The sequence below is a fragment of the Streptomyces sp. NPDC050535 genome (assembly GCF_044457665.1).
Taxonomy (GTDB): domain Bacteria; phylum Actinomycetota; class Actinomycetes; order Streptomycetales; family Streptomycetaceae; genus Streptomyces.
This window is the reverse complement of record NZ_JBITHE010000009.1, coordinates 242170-261176: the sequence shown is the minus strand read 5'-3', so window position 1 is coordinate 261176 and position 19007 is coordinate 242170. Positions and strand designations below refer to the sequence as shown.

18 protein-coding genes are annotated in these 19007 nt (G+C 70.6%); 10 read left to right on the top strand and 8 right to left on the bottom strand.

Annotated features, from left to right (window positions below):
• Nucleotides 1–40 precede the first annotated feature (40 nt).
• Complete coding sequence (gene uvrB / locus ACIBLC_RS22030) at nucleotides 41–2170, bottom strand: excinuclease ABC subunit UvrB (protein ID WP_399212771.1); 2130 nt, start codon at nucleotides 2168–2170, stop codon at nucleotides 41–43.
• 40 nt (nucleotides 2171–2210) lie between these two features.
• A complete protein-coding gene (locus ACIBLC_RS22025; RefSeq protein WP_399212769.1) occupies nucleotides 2211–3077 on the bottom strand; it encodes an MHYT domain-containing protein in 867 nt (288 codons plus the stop codon).
• Between the two features lie 330 nt (nucleotides 3078–3407).
• On the opposite strand from ACIBLC_RS22025, the gene ACIBLC_RS22020 reads away from it, so the two are divergent.
• Together ACIBLC_RS22020 and ACIBLC_RS22015 are read left to right on the top strand one after the other, a co-directional pair.
• Nucleotides 3408–4277: a glycerophosphodiester phosphodiesterase gene (locus ACIBLC_RS22020; RefSeq protein ID WP_399212768.1), complete on the top strand. Its 870-nt coding sequence runs from the start codon at nucleotides 3408–3410 to the stop codon at nucleotides 4275–4277.
• 82 nt (nucleotides 4278–4359) lie between these two features.
• Nucleotides 4360–4914: a methylated-DNA--[protein]-cysteine S-methyltransferase gene (locus tag ACIBLC_RS22015; protein ID WP_399212767.1), complete on the top strand. Its 555-nt coding sequence runs from the start codon at nucleotides 4360–4362 to the stop codon at nucleotides 4912–4914.
• 407 nt (nucleotides 4915–5321) lie between these two features.
• On the opposite strand, the gene ACIBLC_RS22010 is transcribed toward ACIBLC_RS22015, so the two are convergent.
• Complete coding sequence (locus ACIBLC_RS22010) at nucleotides 5322–5684, bottom strand: cupin domain-containing protein (RefSeq protein WP_399212766.1); 363 nt, start codon at nucleotides 5682–5684, stop codon at nucleotides 5322–5324.
• Nucleotides 5685–5853: 169 nt separating this feature from the next.
• Between ACIBLC_RS22010 and fdhA the strand changes: the two genes are divergently transcribed.
• The 3 genes from fdhA (at nucleotide 5854) to ACIBLC_RS21995 (ending at nucleotide 9196) form a co-directional block, all read left to right on the top strand.
• Nucleotides 5854–7080 (top strand): formaldehyde dehydrogenase, glutathione-independent, encoded by a 1227-nt coding sequence (gene fdhA, locus ACIBLC_RS22005; RefSeq protein ID WP_399212765.1) that lies wholly within the window; start codon nucleotides 5854–5856, stop codon nucleotides 7078–7080.
• Between the two features lie 248 nt (nucleotides 7081–7328).
• The gene (locus tag ACIBLC_RS22000; protein ID WP_399212764.1) at nucleotides 7329–8237 is read left to right on the top strand and encodes a pseudouridine-5'-phosphate glycosidase; all 909 of its coding nucleotides are present in this window, start codon (nucleotides 7329–7331) and stop codon (nucleotides 8235–8237) included.
• On the top strand, nucleotides 8234–9196 hold the full coding sequence (locus ACIBLC_RS21995; protein WP_399212763.1) for a carbohydrate kinase family protein: 963 nt from the start codon (nucleotides 8234–8236) through the stop codon (nucleotides 9194–9196). Before ACIBLC_RS22000 ends, ACIBLC_RS21995 begins: the two co-directional genes overlap by 4 nt.
• A 290-nt stretch (nucleotides 9197–9486) precedes the next feature.
• Here ACIBLC_RS21995 and ACIBLC_RS21990 read toward each other — a convergent pair whose 3' ends face one another.
• Nucleotides 9487–10281 (bottom strand): class I SAM-dependent methyltransferase, encoded by a 795-nt coding sequence (locus ACIBLC_RS21990; RefSeq protein ID WP_399212762.1) that lies wholly within the window; start codon nucleotides 10279–10281, stop codon nucleotides 9487–9489.
• 189 nt (nucleotides 10282–10470) lie between these two features.
• Between ACIBLC_RS21990 and ACIBLC_RS21985 the strand changes: the two genes are divergently transcribed.
• Nucleotides 10471–11598, top strand: a complete 1128-nt coding sequence (locus ACIBLC_RS21985) for a magnesium and cobalt transport protein CorA (protein ID WP_399212761.1) — start codon at nucleotides 10471–10473, stop codon at nucleotides 11596–11598.
• Between the two features lie 167 nt (nucleotides 11599–11765).
• On the opposite strand, the gene ACIBLC_RS21980 is transcribed toward ACIBLC_RS21985, so the two are convergent.
• The 3 genes from ACIBLC_RS21980 to ACIBLC_RS21970 form a co-directional block, all read right to left on the bottom strand.
• Complete coding sequence (locus ACIBLC_RS21980; RefSeq protein ID WP_399212760.1) at nucleotides 11766–12203, bottom strand: CBS domain-containing protein; 438 nt, start codon at nucleotides 12201–12203, stop codon at nucleotides 11766–11768.
• 125 nt (nucleotides 12204–12328) lie between these two features.
• Entirely contained in the window at nucleotides 12329–12724 is a 396-nt protein-coding gene (locus tag ACIBLC_RS21975) for a PPOX class F420-dependent oxidoreductase (protein ID WP_399212759.1), read from the bottom strand.
• A gap of 59 nt (nucleotides 12725–12783) precedes the next feature.
• Nucleotides 12784–13425, bottom strand: coding sequence for a uridine kinase (locus tag ACIBLC_RS21970; RefSeq protein ID WP_399212758.1), 642 nt, complete (start codon nucleotides 13423–13425; stop codon nucleotides 12784–12786).
• A 252-nt stretch (nucleotides 13426–13677) separates the two neighbouring features.
• On the opposite strand from ACIBLC_RS21970, the gene ACIBLC_RS21965 reads away from it, so the two are divergent.
• From ACIBLC_RS21965 to ACIBLC_RS21955, 3 genes are all read left to right on the top strand, one after another.
• The gene (locus tag ACIBLC_RS21965) at nucleotides 13678–14388 is read left to right on the top strand and encodes an NAD(P)-dependent oxidoreductase (RefSeq protein WP_399212757.1); all 711 of its coding nucleotides are present in this window, start codon (nucleotides 13678–13680) and stop codon (nucleotides 14386–14388) included.
• Nucleotides 14389–14736: 348 nt separating this feature from the next.
• Nucleotides 14737–15216 carry a DUF1772 domain-containing protein gene (locus ACIBLC_RS21960; protein ID WP_399212856.1) on the top strand — a complete coding sequence of 160 codons (480 nt, stop codon included), beginning with the start codon at nucleotides 14737–14739 and terminating at the stop codon, nucleotides 15214–15216.
• A 197-nt stretch (nucleotides 15217–15413) separates the two neighbouring features.
• Complete coding sequence (locus tag ACIBLC_RS21955; RefSeq protein ID WP_399212756.1) at nucleotides 15414–16904, top strand: glutamate synthase subunit beta; 1491 nt, start codon at nucleotides 15414–15416, stop codon at nucleotides 16902–16904.
• Between the two features lie 76 nt (nucleotides 16905–16980).
• Here the strand turns inward: ACIBLC_RS21955 and ACIBLC_RS21950 are convergent, their stop codons facing one another.
• Nucleotides 16981–17505, bottom strand: coding sequence for a carboxymuconolactone decarboxylase family protein (locus ACIBLC_RS21950; RefSeq protein ID WP_399212755.1), 525 nt, complete (start codon nucleotides 17503–17505; stop codon nucleotides 16981–16983).
• Between the two features lie 41 nt (nucleotides 17506–17546).
• On the opposite strand from ACIBLC_RS21950, the gene ACIBLC_RS21945 reads away from it, so the two are divergent.
• Nucleotides 17547–18956, top strand: a complete 1410-nt coding sequence (locus ACIBLC_RS21945; RefSeq protein ID WP_399212754.1) for a PLP-dependent aminotransferase family protein — start codon at nucleotides 17547–17549, stop codon at nucleotides 18954–18956.
• Nucleotides 18957–19007: the final 51 nt, after the last annotated feature.

Genomic DNA, 19007 nt, shown 5'->3' with positions numbered 1-19007 from the left:
CGTATTGACCGACGTCCGGCACCGCACCGGCGGAACGCCGTCAGGCTTGCCCCGCCTCCTTCATCTGCCGAAGTTCCTTCTTCATCTCGGAGACCTCGTCGCGCAGCCGGGCCGCGATCTCGAACTGGAGATCGGCCGCCGCGGCACGCATCCGGGTGGTCATGTCCTCGATCTGCCCGGCGAGTTCGGCCGCGGGGCGGTCGGTCGGGACCGTCTCCCTGGCCTTGCCCTTGGCTGACTTGGCCGCTTTGCCGCCGAGGGCGGGCACCGGGGCCTTGGCGCTCTTGCCGTCATTGCCCTTGCGGTAGCCCGAGCCGAGCAGCTGTTCCGTGTCCACGTCCTCGCGGGCGATCTGGGCCACGATGTCGTTGATCTTCTTGCGGAGAGGCTGCGGGTCGATGCCCCTCTCCTTGTTGTAGGCGACCTGCTTCTCCCGGCGGCGGTTGGTCTCGTCGATGGCCTTCTCCATCGCCGGGGTGATCTTGTCCGCGTACATGTGGACCTGCCCCGACACGTTGCGCGCCGCGCGGCCGATGGTCTGGATGAGGGAGGTGCCCGAACGCAGGAAGCCCTCCTTGTCGGCGTCGAGGATCGCCACGAGGGAGACCTCGGGCAGGTCGAGGCCCTCACGGAGGAGGTTGATTCCGACCAGGACGTCGTACTCGCCCGCGCGCAGCTCGCGCAGCAGCTCGACGCGGCGCAGGGTGTCGACGTCGCTGTGCAGATAACGCACCTGGATGCCGAGCTCGAGGAAGTAGTCCGTGAGGTCCTCGGCCATCTTCTTGGTGAGCGTGGTGACCAGGACGCGCTCGTCCTTCTCGGTGCGCTTGCGGATCTCGTGCACCAGGTCGTCGATCTGTCCCTCGGTGGGCTTGACGACGACCTCGGGGTCGATGAGGCCGGTGGGACGGATGATCTGCTCGACGAAGCCGTCGCCCCGGGAGAGCTCGTACTTCCCCGGGGTGGCCGACAGATAGACCGTCTGTCCGATCCGCTTCTGGAACTCCTCCCACTTGAGGGGTCGGTTGTCCAGTGCGGAAGGCAGCCGGAAGCCGTGGTCCACGAGGGTGCGCTTGCGGGAGGCGTCGCCCTCGTACATGGCGCCGATCTGCGGGACCGTGACGTGCGACTCGTCGAGGACGAGCAGGAAGTCTTCCGGGAAGTAGTCGATCAGTGTGTTCGGTGCGGTGCCGGGCTCTCGGCCGTCGAAGTGCATCGAGTAGTTCTCGACGCCGGAGCAGGAGCCGATCTGGCGGAGCATCTCCAGGTCGTACGTCGTGCGCATGCGCAGGCGCTGGGCCTCCAGGAGCTTGCTCTGCTTCTCCAGCTCGGTCAGGCGCTCCCCCAGTTCCTTCTCGATGTCGTTGGCGGCGCGCTCCAGACGCTCGGGGCCGGCGATGTAGTGCGACGCCGGGAAGATGTGCAGGGAGGTGTCGTCGGTGATGACCTCTCCGGTGAGCGGGTGGAGCGTGGAGAGGGCCTCGATCTCGTCACCGAACATCTCGATGCGGACGGCCAGCTCCTCGTAGACCGGGAAGATCTCGATGGTGTCGCCGCGGACCCGGAAGGTGCCTCGCGCGAAGGCCACGTCGTTGCGCGTGTACTGGATGTCGACGAAACGGCGCAGCAGGTCGTCCCGGTCGATCTCGTCGCCGACCTTGAGGTGCACCATCCGGTCCACGTACTCCTGCGGCGTGCCGAGGCCGTAGATGCAGGAGACCGAGGCGACCACGACTACGTCACGGCGGGTGAGCAGCGAGTTGGTCGCGGAGTGGCGCAGGCGCTCCACCTCCTCGTTGACCGAGGAGTCCTTCTCGATGTAGGTGTCCGACTGCGGGACGTAGGCCTCGGGCTGGTAGTAGTCGTAGTACGAGACGAAGTACTCGACGGCGTTGTTCGGCAGCAGCTCGCGGAACTCGTTGGCCAGCTGGGCGGCCAGGGTTTTGTTCGGCGCCATGACGAGCGTGGGGCGCTGGAGCTTCTCGATCATCCAGGCGGTGGTGGCGGACTTGCCGGTGCCGGTCGCGCCCAGCAGGACGACATCCTTCTCACCTGCCAGGATGCGCTTTTCCAGCTCGGCGATGGCCGCGGGCTGGTCACCACTCGGCTGGTAGGAGCTGACGACCTCGAAGGGCGCCACCGAACGTTCGATCTTGGATACGGGCCGCATGGAATCAACGGTACGACCCCGCACTGACAACGGGGCCGGATCACCAGCTCTGCGGGGTGCGGGACCTGCGCCTTCCACGGTCCCGGCCGGGGCGGGCCGGCGGGCGACGTCCGGGATGCTGGACGACAGGGTGGGCGGGGACACCCGGCCTGTTCTCCACAGGTGTCCAGTCCGGCTTCCCCATGACCATCAGCGGGTCGAACATCACGACGACACCCGCCAGACAGAGGAAGACCAGCGGGCCGATCATCATCGGTGCGAGCAGGGCGGCGGGCGAGTCCCCGGCGGGATTGCCTGAGGCGCTGTGCAGATGGACCCTGAGGGCGGCCATCCCCGTGTAGTGCATGCCGCTGACGGCGAGCCCCATGATGAGGCTGGCGCCCACGCTCCAGAGGAATCCGCGGACCTGTCCCGCCGCCCACAGGGCGGCGGTGGCGGCGATGACGGCGATGACGACCGAGGCGGAGACGGTGAGGGTGTTGTATTCGAGCTTCCCGTTGAGGCGCATGCCGGCCATGCCCAGGTAGTGCATCGAGGCGATTCCCAGGCCGGTGATGGTGCCCCCGGTGAAGAGCGCCGTTCCGGTGGCTCCCCTGTAGCCGACGATGAAGATCCCGATGCCGACCATCACGATCGCCACGCCCAGGCTCGCGAACGTCAACGGTTTGTCGTAGCGGACCGGGGTCTGCTCGACGGTGAACCCCATCATCGCGATGAAGTGCATGGTCCAGATGCCCGAGGCGATCGCGGCCGAGCCGAGTGCGAGCCAGCCCGCACGCCAGGACCGGGTGACGAGCATGGATCTGGTGGTGCAGCGCAGACCGAGCGCTCCACCCAGACAGGCCATGAGATATGCCACCACAGGCGTGACGAGTCCGTAGCTGAAGTCGTCGACCGTGCCCTGCATGTACGGCTGCCCTTCCCGCCCTGTTATGCCCGAAAATCCATGAAATTCCCCCACCCTCGAGACCGTGAGAACGGTCAGGGTCGAGGCAGAGAGTATGACTCCCCCTGGAATGGTCGAACGATTTTCCGGCAAAGAATTACGGCCTCACCCCACTTGTGCGGCACAGGTGTGCGGACTTGGGCATCTCCGTTCAATGTGTGGTCATCCCGCGCCCCTGTTCCGTTGTCCTCGCGGTGTCAGCCTGGCGCCGGCCTCTCTCGTCGAGTGTCCGTCGTCACCCTCACACGTCACCCTCACGCTGTCCGCGACCGCACGACGCGGGGAATACGTATGCACGCGCGCGTTGCCGCCGTCACCACCGCCGCACTTCTAGGGGGCACCCTCCTGATGTTCCCCGGCCACCACACCGAGCTCAGGCCCCGGGGCACCGGTCCGGTGATCATTTCCCACCGAGGCGCCAGCGCTTACACGCCCGAGAACACCCTGGCCGCCGTCGACAAGGCGGCCGAGCTGGGATTCGACTGGGTGGAGACGGACGTCCAGCGCACCAGGGACGGTGAGCTCGTCGTCCTCCACGACGCCACGCTGGACCGCACGACCGATGTCGCCGAGCTCCGTCCCGGCCGGACGCCCTGGAAGGTCAAGGACTTCACCGCCGCGGAGATCGCCCTCCTGGACGCGGGAAGCTGGTTCGGCCCCCAGCACGCGGGCGCGCGCGTGCCGACACTGAAGCAGTACGTGAACCAGGTTTCGCGCAACCACCAGAAGCTCCTCCTGGAGATCAAGAGTCCCGAGCTCTACCCCGGCATCGAACGGCAGACCCTCAAGCTGCTGAGCAACGAGGGTTGGCTCGACCCGGCACATGTGGAGGGCCGCCTGATCATCCAGAGCTTCAGCGCCGACAGCGTGCGGACGGTCCACGATCTGCGCCCCAGCGTGAAGACGGCCCTCCTGGGCACGCCTTCGTTCGGCGAGCTCTCCGAGTGCGCGCGTTTCGCCGACCAGATCAACCCGGCGTACACCTCCCTCTCCACCGGCTATGTCGCCGCGGTCCGCGCGCTCCAGGGCCCGCACGGCAGGCCGATGGAGATCTTCACCTGGACGGTGGACGACTCGGACAGTGCCCGGCGGGCGGCGGGATACGGCGTGGACGGCATCATCACGAACGCACCCGACGTGGTCCGGCGGGCGCTGCGCTGAGGGCTCCCCCTGCAGGTGGCTCGGTCGCGGGCCGGCGGCCGCGCCGCGGGCGTTGTCAGTGGCTCGCCGTACGGTGGATCGCATGAACAGCCACGGGCAGTACGAGCAGCAGGTCGTGTGGGCGGTCGTCGGCACGAGCATCGGGCCGCTGCTGCTGGCGGCGACGCGGGACGGCCTGGTGAACGTCGTGTTCCACGCCACGGACGCGGTGCGCGACAGGACGCTCGACCGGCTCGCCTCACGGCTGGGCGGCGAGCCGGTCGAGGCACCCGACTCCCCGCTCCTGGCCGAGCCGATACGTCAGATGACGGCGTACTTCGCGGGCGAGCGGCGCGACTTCGAGCTGCCGCTGGACTGGTCGCTGATCTCCGGCTTCAACCGCCAGGTGCTGCGCGAGCTGGCGTCCGGCGTTCCGTACGGCGCGGTCGTGGGCTACGGCGACCTGGCCGGACGGGTCGGCCAGCCGGGCGCGGCGCAGGCCGTGGGTGTGGCCATGGGCTCCAACCCGCTGCCGGTCGTCGTGCCGTGCCACCGGGTCGTCGAGCGGGACGGCGGCATAGGGGGCTTCGGGGGCGGGCTGGAGACCAAGCGGAAGCTGCTCGCGCTGGAAGGGGTGCTTCCGGAGCCGCTGTTCTGACCGCACCTCGATGAGTTACCGCCGTGAGCCACCGAGAGGGCACGGTCCGGCTCCTCGGTGACTCGCCGGGGCGCGTTGGAGCGTCGCCGCCGGAGGCTCCTCGGTGAGTCGCCGGGGGGCTTTGGTGCGTCGCCGCTGGGCTCGTCGGTGGATCGGCGCGGGGGCTCCTCGGTGGATCACCGCGGGGGCTCATCGAGTACGTCGCTGCCGGAGCTCGTCGTTCGCGCCGCGGGAGATCTCAGCGGGCCGGTGATGCACACCCACGGCCTGCGCCGCGCTCGGCTGGCGCGGCTGACAGCTGCGGCTGGCGGCTGGCGGCTGGCGGCTGGCGGCTGGCGGCTGGCGGCTGGCGGCTGGCGGCTGGCGGCTGGCGGCTGGCGGCTGGCGGCTGGCGGCCGAGCGAACCCTCAGAGCCCGATCTGATACGCCTTGCGGAGCGTCTCGTGCACCGTCCAGGTCGTGCGGTCGCCCTCGCGCAGGATCGCCGCGTCGCCCGGGCCCACCTCGATGACGTCGCCTCCCTCGACCTCGATCGTGGCGCGTCCGCTGACGACCACGAAGAGCTCGTTCGCCTCGGTGTCGGTCACGACGCCGGGCGTGATCTGCCAGATGCCGCGCAATTGCTTGCCGTCGGCCGACTCCCACAGAACCTTGCCCGTCACGACCGGGTCGCCGGAGACGATCTGGGCCGGGTCGAGCGGCTCCGGTTCGAGCTCCGCGTCGGGGATGTGCACGGCGAATGAGGGCGTGGCCTGGGAGTTCGTGGTCATGAGCGGTCACCTTATGGGCTCGCGGACCCAGCGGGCGACGAGGGGTCGGCTCTCCTCGGAAAAGGCCCTGCCGCGGAGGGTGGCCGGAAGGCACGGCTGGTAGCAGACTCCGCCATGCGCACAGCCGCTGGCGTCCGAAGCAACGGGGCCGAAGGGACGGCGATCAGGCATGAGCGGAAACAGGGCAGTCGCGTATCTCAAGCCGGGTGCGGTGGAGGTCAGGACCATCGACCACCCGACGCTTGAACTGCAGGACGGGCCAGGAGTGGCAACCGAGAACGTCGGCCGCAAGTGCCGGCACGGGGTCATCCTGAAGGTGCTCGCCAGCAACATCTGCGGAAGTGACCAGCACATGGTGCGGGGCCGTACGACCGCGCCCGAGGGGCTGGTCCTCGGACACGAAATCACCGGAGAGGTACTGGAACGGGGCCCGGACGTCGAGTTCATCGAGGTCGGGGACATCGTGTCGGTGCCGTTCAACATCGCGTGCGGACGGTGCCGCAACTGCAAGGAGCGGGCAACGGGCATCTGTCTGAACGTCAACCCGGCCCGCCCGGGCGCCGCTTACGGATATGTCGACATGGGCGGCTGGGGCGGCGGGCAGGCCGAGTACGCCATGATCCCGTACGCGGACTTCAATCTCCTGCGGTTCCCCGACCGGGACCAGGCACGGGAGAAGCTCCTCGATCTCACCATGCTGTCGGACATCTTCCCGACCGGATTCCACGGTGCGGTCACCGCGGGCGCCGGGGTCGGTTCGACGGTGTACGTCGCCGGGGCCGGCCCGGTCGGTCTCGCCGCGGCGGCTTCGGCGCAGCTCCTCGGCGCCGCGGTCGTCATCGTCGGGGACCTCAACACCGAACGCCTCGCCCAGGCAAGGAGTTTCGGCTGCGAGACGGTCGATGTGTCACGTGGCAGCGTGGAGGACCAGATCGCGCAGATCCTCGGAGAGCCCGAGGTCGACGCGGCTGTGGACGCGGTCGGCTTCGAGGCCCGCGCCCACGGCCCGGACGCCCAGGAGGCGCCCGCGACGGTCCTGAACTCGCTGATGGGCGTCACGCGCGCGGGCGGCGCCCTGGGCATACCCGGGCTGTACGTCACCGACGACCCGGGAGGGATCGACCAGGACGCCCGGACAGGGACCCTGAAGGTGCGGCTCGGCCTGGGATGGGCGAAGAGCCATCAGTTCACCACGGGCCAGTGCCCGGTGATGCGCTACCACCGGGGGCTGATGAAGGCGATCCTCCACGAGCGGGTGCACATCGCCAAGGCGGTCAACGCCACGGTCATCAGCATGGAGGACGCACCGCGCGGCTACGCCGAGTTCGACCAGGGCGCCAGCCGCAAGTACGTGATCAATCCACATGGGGCCCTGGACGGCGTACGACCCGTCTGAGGTAAGGACCCGTCTGAGGTAAGGAAAGGCATACGACCCAGCCGGCTGACAGGGGTGCCCACGCGCGTGGGCACCCCTGTGCGCCGCCCGTGGTGCCGGAGTCGTACAAGAGGACGACGTGGTCGAGTCGTGCCGAGTTGCCCGTCATTGCCCTTGCTGTGGGCACGCGGCGGCGGTCGCAGGGGTTTGACCTGGCGTGCCGCTCGCCAGAGATGAGGAAAGACGACCGACCGGCAGGAGGCAGGCGCGTGATCGTGGTGTCCGAAGAGGTGCGGGAGGCGCTCGACGCGCGCCGGCCGGTGGTGGCCCTGGAGTCGACGATCATCGCGCACGGGCTGCCCCGCCCGCGCAACCTACAGGTGGCTCTGGAGCTGGAGGATGTCGTACGGCGGGAGGGCGCCGTGCCCGCGACGATCGCCGTGCTAGACGGGAAGCCTCTTGTCGGACTGGACAAGGAGCAGTTGGAGCGGGTCGCGAACGAGGACGGGATCCGCAAGCTGGGTCACCGCGATCTGCCGCTCGCGGTGGCGTCGGGGGCGAGCGGCGCGACGACCGTGTCCGCGACGGCGCTGCTGGCCTCCCGCGCGGGCGTACGGGTGTTCGCGACGGGTGGGCTCGGCGGGGTGCACCGGCAGTGGACGGCGACGCAGGACGAGTCCGCCGATCTGGGTCTTCTGGCGCGTACCCGGATCACGGTGGTGTGCGCGGGCGTCAAGTCGATCCTGGACGTGCCCGCGACGCTCCAGCGCCTGGAGACTCTGGGCGTGGCGGTGGCCGGGTACGACACGGAACGGTTCCCCGGCTTCTATCTGTCGGACTCCGGGCATCCGGTGGAGTGGACGCTTCGGTCGCCCGGACAGGTGGCGGATGTCATGCGCGCGCAGGACACGCTGGACGGCCCCGAGTCGGCGTTCATCGTCGCGAACCCCGTCCCCGAGGAGGAGCAGCTCGATCCCACGCTCCACGCGCGCGTGCTCGCCGACGCGTTGCACGCGTGCGAGGCGGAGGGCGTGACGGGGCAGGCCGTGACTCCGTTCCTGCTCGACTATCTGATGCGGCACACGGACGGCGCCTCGCTGAGCGCCAACCTCGCGGCGGTACGCGGCAACGTACGCCTCGCGGGGCGGATCGCCGCCGCCTGGGCCGAGGCGGTGTGAGCGGGAGGGATCGCGCGGCTGCCGATCGAAGCGGAAGCGCGGCCACGGGGGCGCTGCTCGTCGTCGGTGACGTGGTGACGGATGTCGTCGCCCGGCATCGCGATCCACTCGCCGCGGGCACCGACACGGCCGCCGTGATCCGGACCCTGCCGGGCGGAGCGGGCGCCAACGTCGCGTGCTGGGCGGCGAACCGGGGCTGCGCGGACGTGCGGTTGCTCGGGCGGGTGGGTGCGGACGCGGTCGACTGGCACGAACGTGAGCTGGCGGGTTGCGGCGTACGGCCCCTCCTGGTCGTCGATCCGGAGGCGCCGACGGGGACGGTCATCTGCCTGGTGGACGCGGGCGCTTCGGCCGAGCGCACGTTCCTCACGGACAGCGGGGCCTCCCTGCGGCTCGAACCGGCCGACTGGTCTCACGAGTTGCTCGACGGGGTCGCGCGGCTGCACCTGTCGGGTTATCTGCTCTTCTCCGAGTCGGGCCGGGCACTGGTGTCGGTGGCGCTGGAGTCGGCACGCGCGCGTGGAGTACCGGTGAGCCTGGACCCGGCGTCCGCCGGGTTTCTCACGCGCCTGGGTGTGGACCGCTTCCTCGCGCTGGCCGAGGGCGTCGACATCCTGCTCCCCAGCCGTGACGAGGCCTGCCTGCTGACGGGTTTGCCCGATCCGGCGGACGCGGCGGCCAAGTTGAGCCGGCACGTCCCCCTGGTCGTCGCCAAGCAGGGCCGCGACGGTGCCCTGGTGGCCCGTGCGGGCGCAGTCCACGCCCGCGTTCCGGCGTCGCCCGCCACTCCCCGCGACACCACCGGCGCGGGCGACGCCTTCACCGGAGCGTTCCTCGCCGCCCTGCTCGCGGGCGCGGAACCCGAGGAAGCCGCGGTGGAAGGGTGCGGGGCTGGAGCGATGGCCGTGGAGCGGATCGGAGGGCGGCCGCCGACGCGCACACCTGAAAGTGCCCGGTGAGACGTACGCCGCTGGGCACGCGGACCGCGCCCGGTCACGCGTGTGCGGTCGGCCGTCTGACGATGCCTGGTGAGACGTACGCCGGTAAGCAAGCGCCGACACCCGGCCAAGCGTCCGCCATCAGTCACCTGACGGCGCCCGGTGAGACGTACGCCGACAGGCACATGCCGACTCCCGGTGAGTCGTAAGCGCGCCGGGCGACACCGAAGGAGCCCACCGGCGGACTCCCCCGCCGGTGCGACCCCGGCGCCACCCATGGCGACCGGTCCCCCTGCCGGTCCAGCCCTCCCCTACCCCTTCCGCCCCCACGCCGAGATCATCGGCGCCGTCGCCAGGTCCATCGAGCCGGAGGCGACATTGGCCAGGTGAAGGTCGATGTCCTGGTCGGTGGCGATTCCCGCGGTGACGAGCTGTTCCCGGATCTGGCGGATCGTCGCGGTTTCGAGGGCGGCGCAGGCCGGCGAGGTGACGGGGAAGTACGCGTCGGCCTCCACGCCGCGCAGCCCCGACTCGCGGAGCAGTCGCGGGAGTTTGCGGCCGTACCCGAGGTCGGCCCCGCGGTCCGCGAGCAGGCTGCGCATGCCCTGGCGCAGCCGGTTGGCGAGCTGCTGCTCGGGGCCGTACTCGTCGAGGCAGCACAGGGGCTGGAGCGCGGGGTCGGCGTCCTCGACGAGGAGCCGGCCGCCGGGCCGCAGCGATTTGATCATCGACCGCAACGCCCGCTCCCGGTCCGGCACATGGACCAGCACGAGCCGGGCGTGCACCAGGTCGAAGCCCTCCCCCGGCGGCTCGTCGGCGGCCACGTCGTGGACGCGCACGTCGACCGGCGGCCGGCGGGCCGCGGCCACCCACGACGTGTCGATGTCGGTCGCGACGACCCGTCCGGTGGGGCCGACCTTCTTCGCGAGCCAAGTCACCACGGACGTGCCGCCCGCACCGACCTCCCAGCAGCGCCAGCCGGAGCCGATACCGAACCGTTCGATGTGCCGGAACGTCGTGGGGTCGAAGAGATTGGCGAAGGCGTCGAAGCGCTGTTTCGCCTCGGTCTGCCGGTTGTCGAGGAGGTACCCGTCGGTTCGCGTCATGGGGAGATCTTCCCATTTGATCGTCTTGTCCCGAATCCTCGACGCTCCCGACATCCGCACCCGCTCAGCCCGATGTACCGGAGCGGAATGTTCCGTTCCTACAGGCTTTTCCGGCGACCGATCCGGCCTGGCAAACTGGCACGCCAAGGCGCAAAGTGCGGCGCGAGGGGATCCACGCAAGGAGACCAGATGTCCATGGCAGGGAATCTGCGGAAGGTCACCGGCCTAGACAAGGTCGGCGGTCTCCGCAAGGTCGCGCGGCTGGCACGGCGACGCCCTCGGGTCGACCTGAGCCATCCCGCCCGGTCCCCGCTGGGCTCGGCGGTGGTGAACTGCGTGGCTTACCAGGACGGCGCCAGAATCCCCGGCGGCCGCGATCTGGTCGACACGGTGGAGCGGGTCCGCAAGAAGGACGACGGCTTCGTCTGGCTCGGGCTGCACGAGCCGACGGACCAGGAGTTCGCCGGCCTCGCCGACCTCTTCGACCTGCACCCCCTGGCCGTCGAGGACGCGGTGGAAGCCCACCAGCGCCCGAAGCTCGAGCGGTACGGCGAGACACTCTTCGCTGTGTTCAAGACGGTCTGCTACGTCGAGCACAAGGAACTGACAGCGACCAGCGAGGTGGTGAACACCGGCGAGATCATGGTCTTCGTCGGGCCCGACTTCGTCATTACCGTGCGGCACGGACGGCACGGGTCCCTGGGTCCGCTGCGCGAGGAGCTGGAGGCGAATCCCGACCAGCTCTCCAAGGGCCCGGCCGCGGTACTGCACGCGATCGCGGACCACGTGGTCGACGACTACGTGAGTGTCACGGACTCCGCCCAGGCGGACATCGACCAGGTCGAGGCGGACGTCTTCGCGGAGAACGGCGCTCGGGCCGACGCGGGCCGCATCTACCAGCTCAAGCGTGAACTCCTTGAACTGAAGCGGGCCGTGGTGCCGCTCGCCCGCCCGGTCCAGGAGCTCGCCACCCGGCCGATACGGGTGATCGACCCGGAGATACAGGCCTACTTCCGCGACGTCTCCGACCATCTGCTGCGCGTCACCGAGCAGATCGCCGCCTTCGACGAACTGCTCAACTCGATCCTTCAGGCACACCTGGCGCAGGTCACGGTGGCGCAGAACGAGGACATGCGGAAGATCACGGCGTGGGCGGCCCTCGTCGCCGTACCGACGATGGTCTGCGGGGTGTATGGCATGAACTTCGAGCACATGCCGGAACTGCGCTGGACGTTCGGCTACCCGCTGGTCCTCGGCGTGATCGCCACCGCCTGTCTCGTCCTGTACCGGGGGTTCCGGCGCAACGGCTGGCTTTGAGAGAACCTGAGAGTTCCTGACCGGGGCGGAGAGGATGGGCACCACCGCGATCCCGCAGGTTCCGGCGGACCCGCAGGTTCCGGCGGACCACGGGATCGCGAGAGCCCACGGAATCGCGAGAGTCCACCGGCTCGCGAAGATCCACGAGATCGCGAGGATCGGCGAGATCAGCTCATCGGGCTCGTCGCGCTCCTCGCGTAGACCTTCTCGACCCAGGCGGCGAGTTGTTCGTCCGTCAGGTGCTGGGCCAGGTCGGCCTCGCTGATCATGCCGACCAGCCGCTTGTTCTCGATCACGGGGAGCCGGCGGATCTGATGGCCCTGCATCTCCTGGAGCACGTCGCCGACGTCGGCGTCCGAGTCGATCCAGCGCGGGGTGCCCTGGGCCATCTCGCCCGCGGTCACCCGCGCCGGGTCGTGCCCCATGGCGACACAGCCGACGACGATGTCGCGGTCCGTGAGGATGCCGCAGAGCCGTTCGTTCTCGTCGCTGATGGGCAGGGCTCCCACGTTGAGTTCGCGCATCAGCTGGGCGGCGCGGTCCAGGGTCTCGTGGGCGGGAATCCACTGGGCCCCACGGTGCATGATGTCTCCGGCGGTGGTCATGAAGTACCTCCCGGTGCCGGGCGGCCGGCGCGGCGCGCAACACACCGCTAGTCCCGGCGCCCTACATTCTCGCCGGGTCCACGGGCAACCGCATCCGGAGGTTCCCGGTACCGGGCCACCTCGCGTCAGGCCGAGAACCCGGAGATCTTCTCGGGCACGACACGGATGATCACGCGGGCCTCGTCGTCCTTCTCCGCGGGAGGATCGATGCCGAGGTACTTGTGCGAGAGCTCGCGCGGGAGACTCTTGGCGTCGTCGGGGAGGATCTCGGCGGTGCCGCGGATCTCCACCGAGGTGTAGGGATTGGCGAGGTCGAAGACCGAGAGGCTGATCCGGGGGTCCCGCCGGAGGTTGCGCACCTTCTGACGTCCGGCGGTGGAGGAGAACAGTACGGTGTCGCCCTCCCGCTTGATCCAGACCACCGAGTTCTGGGGAGCGCCGCCGGGGCCGAGGGTGGCGACGCTGGCGAAGTTCTTGGCGTCGAGGAGGGCGCGGACCGATTCACCGAAGGAGATCGTCATGCCTCTCAGCATAACTACATGCACGTGCATGCAGAAGGGTTTTGGATGACTGCCCGCGATCAGCCGTTCCACGCGGGATGGCGTGGATCGTCGGCGCGTACCAGGACATCGGCCGCGGCGGCCGGGTCCGTCTCGGTCTCGTAGCGCGCGAAGGCGGGGAGGGTCCAGTGCTCGGCCTCGGGGGTACGGCGGCGGAGGGCGCCCGGCGAGAGGAGTACATGGACGCTGAGGTCGAAGGGGAACCAGTGGCGAAGGAGGAAGGGGCCGTGCAGCAACAGGGGACTGCGGGGCGGGAGTTGGACGTACGGGGTGCGGGTGGCGCGGTCGGTGACGGGGTCCCAGAGGTCGGGCAGGACACGGCCGTCGCCGCCGGGTTCGAGGGGGCCGAAGACCTCACGCCACAGGGCCCCGGTGTCGAACCAGCCGTCGTAGTACGAGTCCACGTCCTCACGGCCGTATTCCAGCCGCACCGACGAGGGACGCAGGAAGCCCTCCGTACCGACGACGAGCGAGGACCGGCCCCGTATGCGGAGCGCCTCGGAGACGTGGTGCGCGAGTTCACCGGGACGGGCGGCCGGGGCTCCGTCGAAGGCGATGCGTGGCCAGGGGCTGCCGTCGTCCGGTTCCAGGTCGAGCAGTCGCTCGGCGAGGAGGTCGCCGAGCCGTTCCCAGGTGATCGCTTGGAGTCGCACATGGCCCATGATGCCGCGAGCGGGAGGCGTTCTCGCGGGCGCGGCGGAAGCCGTCCTCGCTGGCGTGGCCGACCGCGAGGAGTCGCGGGAGGTCGGGGGCGAGGTTCCCCGGCGCGAGGAGGTCCGGGGTGTCCGGCAGGGCGGGGCGCGGCGGCTCGGTCATCGTTCGAGGCCGGCGCCGGTTTCGTTGAAGTAACCGGTAGCCCCTGCATACCGTCCGGGTCAGGTGGTGAAACGCGCTGCCTGACAAGGGGGTTGGGGATGGCTGGGATCGTCGTGTTCGGGGCGGGTGGTCGCGCGGGCCGGGCGGTGACGGAGGAGGCCCGGAGGCGGGGGCAGCGGGTGACGGCCGTGGTGCGTGAGCCGGCGAGGTATCCGGGGCTCGGGGCGGACGGTGTCTCGGTCGTACGGGGTGATGTCACCGACCCCGGGTCGGTTGCCGGGGTGGTCGGCGGCCATGTCGCGGCCGTGCAGGCCGTGTCGCCGTTCAGTGGTCCGGAGCAGGGGTTCGACTCGCTCGACCCGGAGTTCTTCGCCAGGGCGGCGGACGCGCTGCTCGAAGGCCTCGCCGGGGCGGGGGTGCACCGGCTCGTCGCCGTCGGGCTGTTCGCGAACCTGGTCGGGGCGGACGGGCGGGCGGTGATGGATGATCCGGCGGTGTTCCCGGTGGAGATCCGGCCGTTCGCGCTGGCGCACGCGGAAGGGCTGCGGCGGCTACGGAAGGCGTCCGGGGCAGGAACGGGAACGGGGGGTGCGGCCGATGTCGACTGGGTGATGCTCACGCCGCCCGCCCGGCTGGAGGACGGCGCCCCGCGCACCGGGCGGTACCGGTTGGGAGGCGAGACCGCGCCGGACGACACCGCGCACCTGTCGTACGCGGACCTCGCGGTGGCGGTGCTCGACGAGATCGAGGCGCCCACGACGCACCGTACCCGGGTGTCGGTCTTCAACTCGGGGGCGCCTGTGGGGTGAATCCGGGTTCCCTGCCCGAGGAGGACGGCAGGGGTGACGACTTGCCGACGACGTGGATCGCGCCTCGGACGGAGGAATGAGCCGCGTACGGCCACATCGCCGTGCACACCTAAGGCACACGGACACGCCGTACGACCCGGTTGCTGATGAGCGGCGTGCCCAATCATCCACCGGGACCGGCCAAGAACTCCGCCCCCCGCCCGGCGTCGCAGAGCCGGTCTCCTCTGGACTCTCGCGCATGGCCGTGCGGCGCTCGGCCATGGTCGCGGCGTCCGTGCGGGTTTTCACTTGTGGTGAGGGTTCGTGACGAGCAGGATCTTGGGCTTCGGGATCGACGTGGGAGTGGACATGATCGAGGGACCGTACTTCGTGCTGACGGTGCTGGGTGTGCTCGGCTGTGGGCTGGTGGCCGGGGTGTTCTACGGGTTCTCGACGTTCGTGCTGAAGGCCCTCGCCGAGTTGCCCGCCGCGCAGGGGGTCGCCGCGATGAAGTCGATCAACGTGGTCGTACTGAGGCCCCCGTTCATGAGCGTGTTCATCGGGTCGGCGCTGCTGTGCGCGGCCCTCGCCGTGGTCACGTTCGTGCTGCTGCCCGACGAGGGGACGGTGGAGCTGCTGCTGGGGAGCGCCCTGTATCTGTTCGGGTGCTTCGGAGTGACCGTCGCCGCGAACGTCCCCCGCAACGAGACGCTCGCCAGGATGGACCCCGGCAGCCCGGAGGCCGCCGCGTACTGGCCCACGTACGTGCGCGAGTGGATGGTGTGGAACCACGTCCGTACGGCCGCCGGGGCCGCCGCGTCGATCTCGTACATGATCGGCCTCGCCTGAGCCGCGACCGGATCCGGCCCGTGCTGAGGCGGGCCGGCCCGCGCCGAGCCAGACCTCGCTGAGCCGGGCCCCGCCGAGCGGCGCGGCTCACGGCGGCGACGTATCGTGGCCGAAAAGGAGTGCCGCGTTCAGGCCGTGGGCCGATGACGTCCGTCGGCCGCGGCCCCGTTCCCGTCGCGTACGTAAGGGAGACGGCCATGGCCGATCCCAAGGGATTCATGACCACACCGCGCGAGGAGTACCCGCGGCGGCCCGTCGAGGAACGGGTGCGGGACTGGAACGAGGTGTATGTCCCCGGGGCGTTGCTGCCGATCATCAGCAGGCAGGCCGACCGTTGTATGGACTGCGGGATCCCGTTCTGCCACGACGCCTGTCCACTGGGCAATCTGATCCCCGAGTGGAACGACCTCGTCTCCCGGGAGGACTGGGCGGCGGCGAGCGAGCGGCTGCACGCGACGAACAACTTCCCCGAGTTCACCGGGCGGTTGTGCCCCGCGCCGTGCGAAGCGGGCTGCGTGCTGGCCATCAACCAGCCCGCGGTCACCATCAAGAACGTCGAGGTCGCCATCGCCGACCGCGCCTGGGCGGACGGGCTGACACCGCCACGGCCGCCGGACCGGCTCTCCGGGCGGACGGTCGCGGTCGTCGGGTCGGGGCCCACCGGGCTCGCCGCGGCACAGCAGTTGACGCGGGCCGGGCACACCGTCGTCGTGTACGAGCGGGCCGACCGGATCGGCGGGCTCATGCGGTACGGGATCCCGGCGTTCAAGATGGAGCGGCGGCACCTGGACCGGCGGCTCGGGCAGATGCGGGCGGAGGGAACCAAGTTCCGTACGTCGACGGCGGTCGGGCGGGACATCGGGGCGGCGGAGCTGAGGGCGCGCCACGACGCGGTCGTCCTCGCCGTGGGCGCGACGGCCTGGCGTGAACTCCCCGTGCCGGGGCGCGAGTTGCGGGGTATCCACCAGGCGATGGAGTACCTCCCGCTGGCCGACCGGGTCTGCGAGGGCGACCTGGAGGAGTCCCCGCTGTCCGCGGCGGGCAAGCACGTCCTGATCGTGGGCGGCGGCGACACCGGAGCCGACTGCCTGGGGACCGCCGTGCGGGAGGGCGCGGCTTCCGTGACCCAGCTCGACATCTATCCCCTGCCGGAGGCGGAGCGAGACGAGGACGCCGAGCCCTGGCCGACGTACCCGAAGATCTACCGGCTGTCGGCCGCGCACGAGGAGGCCGGCGCGCTGGAGACGGCGCCCGCGGCGGACGCGGACGCGCGGCTCTTCGCGGCGTCCACGCTCCGCTTCACCGGGGACGCGGCCGGGCATGTGCGCTCGCTGCATCTCGTCGAGGTGGACGCGGGGCGCCGCCCGGTACCCGGTTCCGGGCGGACGCTCCCCGCCGACCTGGTGCTGATCGCGCTCGGCTTCTCCGGGCCCGACCGGCACGACGGCCTGATCGACCAGCTCGGCCTGGCCCTCGACCCGCGCGGCACGATCACCCGCGACGCGCGGTTCGCGACGAACGTGCCCGGGGTGTACACCGCCGGGGACGCGGCCCGCGGCCAGTCCCTCATCGTGTGGGCCATCGCCGAGGGCCGCGCGGTGGCGGCCGCGGTGGACGGCTGGCTGACGGGCCGCGACTCCCCGCTGCCGGCGCCGATCGGGCCTTACGACCGACCCATGACGGTGTAGCCGACCGAGCCGTACCACCACCCATGGCGGTGCGGCCGATCGCGACACGACACCCGCGCTGAGGCCGGAAGCCGGGTCAGGCGCGCTCGTCCGTGCCCGCCTTCTTCGCCGTCGACAGTGCCACCCGGTTCCAGGTGTTGATCGTGAGGATCAGGGCCAGGACATGGGCCAGTTCCTGGTCGTCGAAGACCGCGGCGGCCTGGGCGTAGACGTCGTCCGGGACGCCTCCGTCGGCGATCAGGGTGACCGCCTCGGTGAGGGCGAGCGCGGCGCGCTCCTTCTCCGTGAAGAAGTGCCCGGCCTCGCGCCACACCGCGACCATGTGCAGCCGGTCCTCGCTCTCGCCTGCCTTGCGGGCGTCGTTGGTGTGCATGTGGAGGCAGTACGCGCAGTGGTTGAGGTGCGAGGCGCGGATCTGGATGAGCTCGACGAGGGCGGGGTCGAGCCCGTCGCGGGCCGCCGCGTCGAAGCCGATGAGCGCCCGGAAGACCTTCGGGGCGGACTTCGCGAAGTCGATGCGGGCCTGGCCGGTCGCGGCCGCTCCGACGGTCCCAGCGGCCTGCGAATTCGTGTTCTTGTTCGTGTTCGTCGTCATGACCATGAATCTACGAGCTTGAAAGACCCGTTGTAGGGTGCATTTCTGTGGCAAAAGAATGGGTCAATTCAGCGGAGCGGATCGGTGCCGACCTGCATCTGGAGATGGCCGGGTCCGGTGGGCGCCGGGCCGCGCTGATCGACGCCCTGCGCGAGGCGGTGCGCGGCGGCAGGCTCGCCCCCGGCACCCGGCTGCCGCCGTACCGCTCGCTGGCCGCGGACCTGGGTGTCGCGCGCAACACGGTCGCCGACGCGTACGCCGAGCTCGTCGCCGAGGGCTGGCTGACCGCCCGGCAGGGCTCGGGCACCCGGGTCGCCGCGCGCGCGGAACCGCTGGGCGCCCCCGCGCGCGTACCCGTGAAGGCGCCTCCACGCGCGCGTGGGCCCCGGCACGACCTGCGGCAGGGCACGCCGGACGCGTCGTCGTTCCCGCGCGCCGCCTGGCTCGCGTCCTACCGGCGGGCTCTCCAGCAGGCACCCAACGAGGCCTTCGGGCCCGGTGATCCGGCCGGTCGCGCCGAACTGCGCCAGGCGCTCGCCGAGTACCTGGCACGCGCGCGTGGCGTGCGCACGGAGCCGGGACGGATCGTGGTCTGCTCCGGTTTCGCGCACGCCCTGCGGCTGCTCTTTCCCGCGGTTCTACGGGGTCCGCTGGCCGTCGAGTCGTACGGCCTCGGCTTCCATCGCGAGCTGCTGGCCGCCGCGTCCGTACGGACCGTGCCGCTGCCCCTGGACGAAGACGGCGCCCAGGTGGGCGAGTTGGGGCGGGAGCGGGGCGTACTGCTCACGCCCGCGCACCAGTTCCCGACCGGTGGTCCGCTGCACGCCGAGCGGCGTACCGCCGTGATCGACTGGGCACGCGCGCGTGGCGGTGTGATTCTGGAGGACGACTACGACGGGGAGTTCCGGTACGACCGCAGGCCGGTCGGCGCGATACAGGGTCTGGACCCGGAGCGGGTCATCCACATCGGCTCGGTCAGCAAGAGTCTGTCGCCCGCGCTGCGCCTCGGCTGGATGGTCCTTCCGGAGCGGTACGTCGATGCCGTGCTCGAGGTCAAGGGCGAGCGTGAGGCGTGGGCGGGCGTACCCGACCAGCTCGCGCTCGCCGACTTCATCGTGTCCGGGTCCTACGACCGTCATGTGCGGCGCATGCGGCAGCGGTACCGCGCGCGCCGTGACCGTCTCGTCTCCGCGCTCGCCGAGCGGGCCCCGCACATCGAGGTCACCGGCATCGCGGCCGGCCTGCACGCGGTGCTGCGCCTGCCGCCGGGGACCGAGCAGTCGGCCGTCAAGGCCGCGGTCTGGCAGGGCGTGGCGCTCGACGGGCTGGCCGAGTTCCGGCATCCGGAGGCGATGACGGCGGCGCCGGACGGGCTCGTCGTGGGATACGCGACTCCTGCCGAGCACGCCTATGGGGCGGCGGTCGACGCGTTGTGCGGGGTGCTGCCACCGGGCTGACCCCGGCACGCCGACGGCGGCAGCCCGCGGGACGGGCCGCCCTGTCCGGTC

Bases quoted from the DNA above. Each gene is read 5' to 3' on its own strand.
- ACIBLC_RS21980 (WP_399212760.1), bottom strand. From the start codon at position 12,203: ATGACCACCGCCGGAGACATCATGCACCGTGGGGCCCAGTGGATTCCC.
- ACIBLC_RS21960 (WP_399212856.1), top strand. From the start codon at position 14,737: ATGATCGAGGGACCGTACTTCGTGCTGACGGTGCTGGGTGTGCTCGGC.
- ACIBLC_RS22020 (WP_399212768.1), top strand. From the start codon at position 3,408: ATGCACGCGCGCGTTGCCGCCGTCACCACCGCCGCACTTCTAGGGGGC.
- ACIBLC_RS21970 (WP_399212758.1), bottom strand. From the start codon at position 13,425: ATGGGCCATGTGCGACTCCAAGCGATCACCTGGGAACGGCTCGGCGAC.
- ACIBLC_RS21965 (WP_399212757.1), top strand. From the start codon at position 13,678: ATGGCTGGGATCGTCGTGTTCGGGGCGGGTGGTCGCGCGGGCCGGGCG.
- ACIBLC_RS21950 (WP_399212755.1), bottom strand. From the start codon at position 17,505: ATGGTCATGACGACGAACACGAACAAGAACACGAATTCGCAGGCCGCT.
- ACIBLC_RS22015 (WP_399212767.1), top strand. From the start codon at position 4,360: ATGAACAGCCACGGGCAGTACGAGCAGCAGGTCGTGTGGGCGGTCGTC.
- ACIBLC_RS22010 (WP_399212766.1), bottom strand. From the start codon at position 5,684: ATGACCACGAACTCCCAGGCCACGCCCTCATTCGCCGTGCACATCCCC.
- ACIBLC_RS21985 (WP_399212761.1), top strand. From the start codon at position 10,471: ATGTCCATGGCAGGGAATCTGCGGAAGGTCACCGGCCTAGACAAGGTC.
- fdhA (WP_399212765.1), top strand. From the start codon at position 5,854: ATGAGCGGAAACAGGGCAGTCGCGTATCTCAAGCCGGGTGCGGTGGAG.
- ACIBLC_RS22025 (WP_399212769.1), bottom strand. From the start codon at position 3,077: ATGCAGGGCACGGTCGACGACTTCAGCTACGGACTCGTCACGCCTGTG.
- ACIBLC_RS21975 (WP_399212759.1), bottom strand. From the start codon at position 12,724: ATGACGATCTCCTTCGGTGAATCGGTCCGCGCCCTCCTCGACGCCAAG.
- ACIBLC_RS21955 (WP_399212756.1), top strand. From the start codon at position 15,414: ATGGCCGATCCCAAGGGATTCATGACCACACCGCGCGAGGAGTACCCG.
- ACIBLC_RS21990 (WP_399212762.1), bottom strand. From the start codon at position 10,281: ATGACGCGAACCGACGGGTACCTCCTCGACAACCGGCAGACCGAGGCG.
- uvrB (WP_399212771.1), bottom strand. From the start codon at position 2,170: ATGCGGCCCGTATCCAAGATCGAACGTTCGGTGGCGCCCTTCGAGGTC.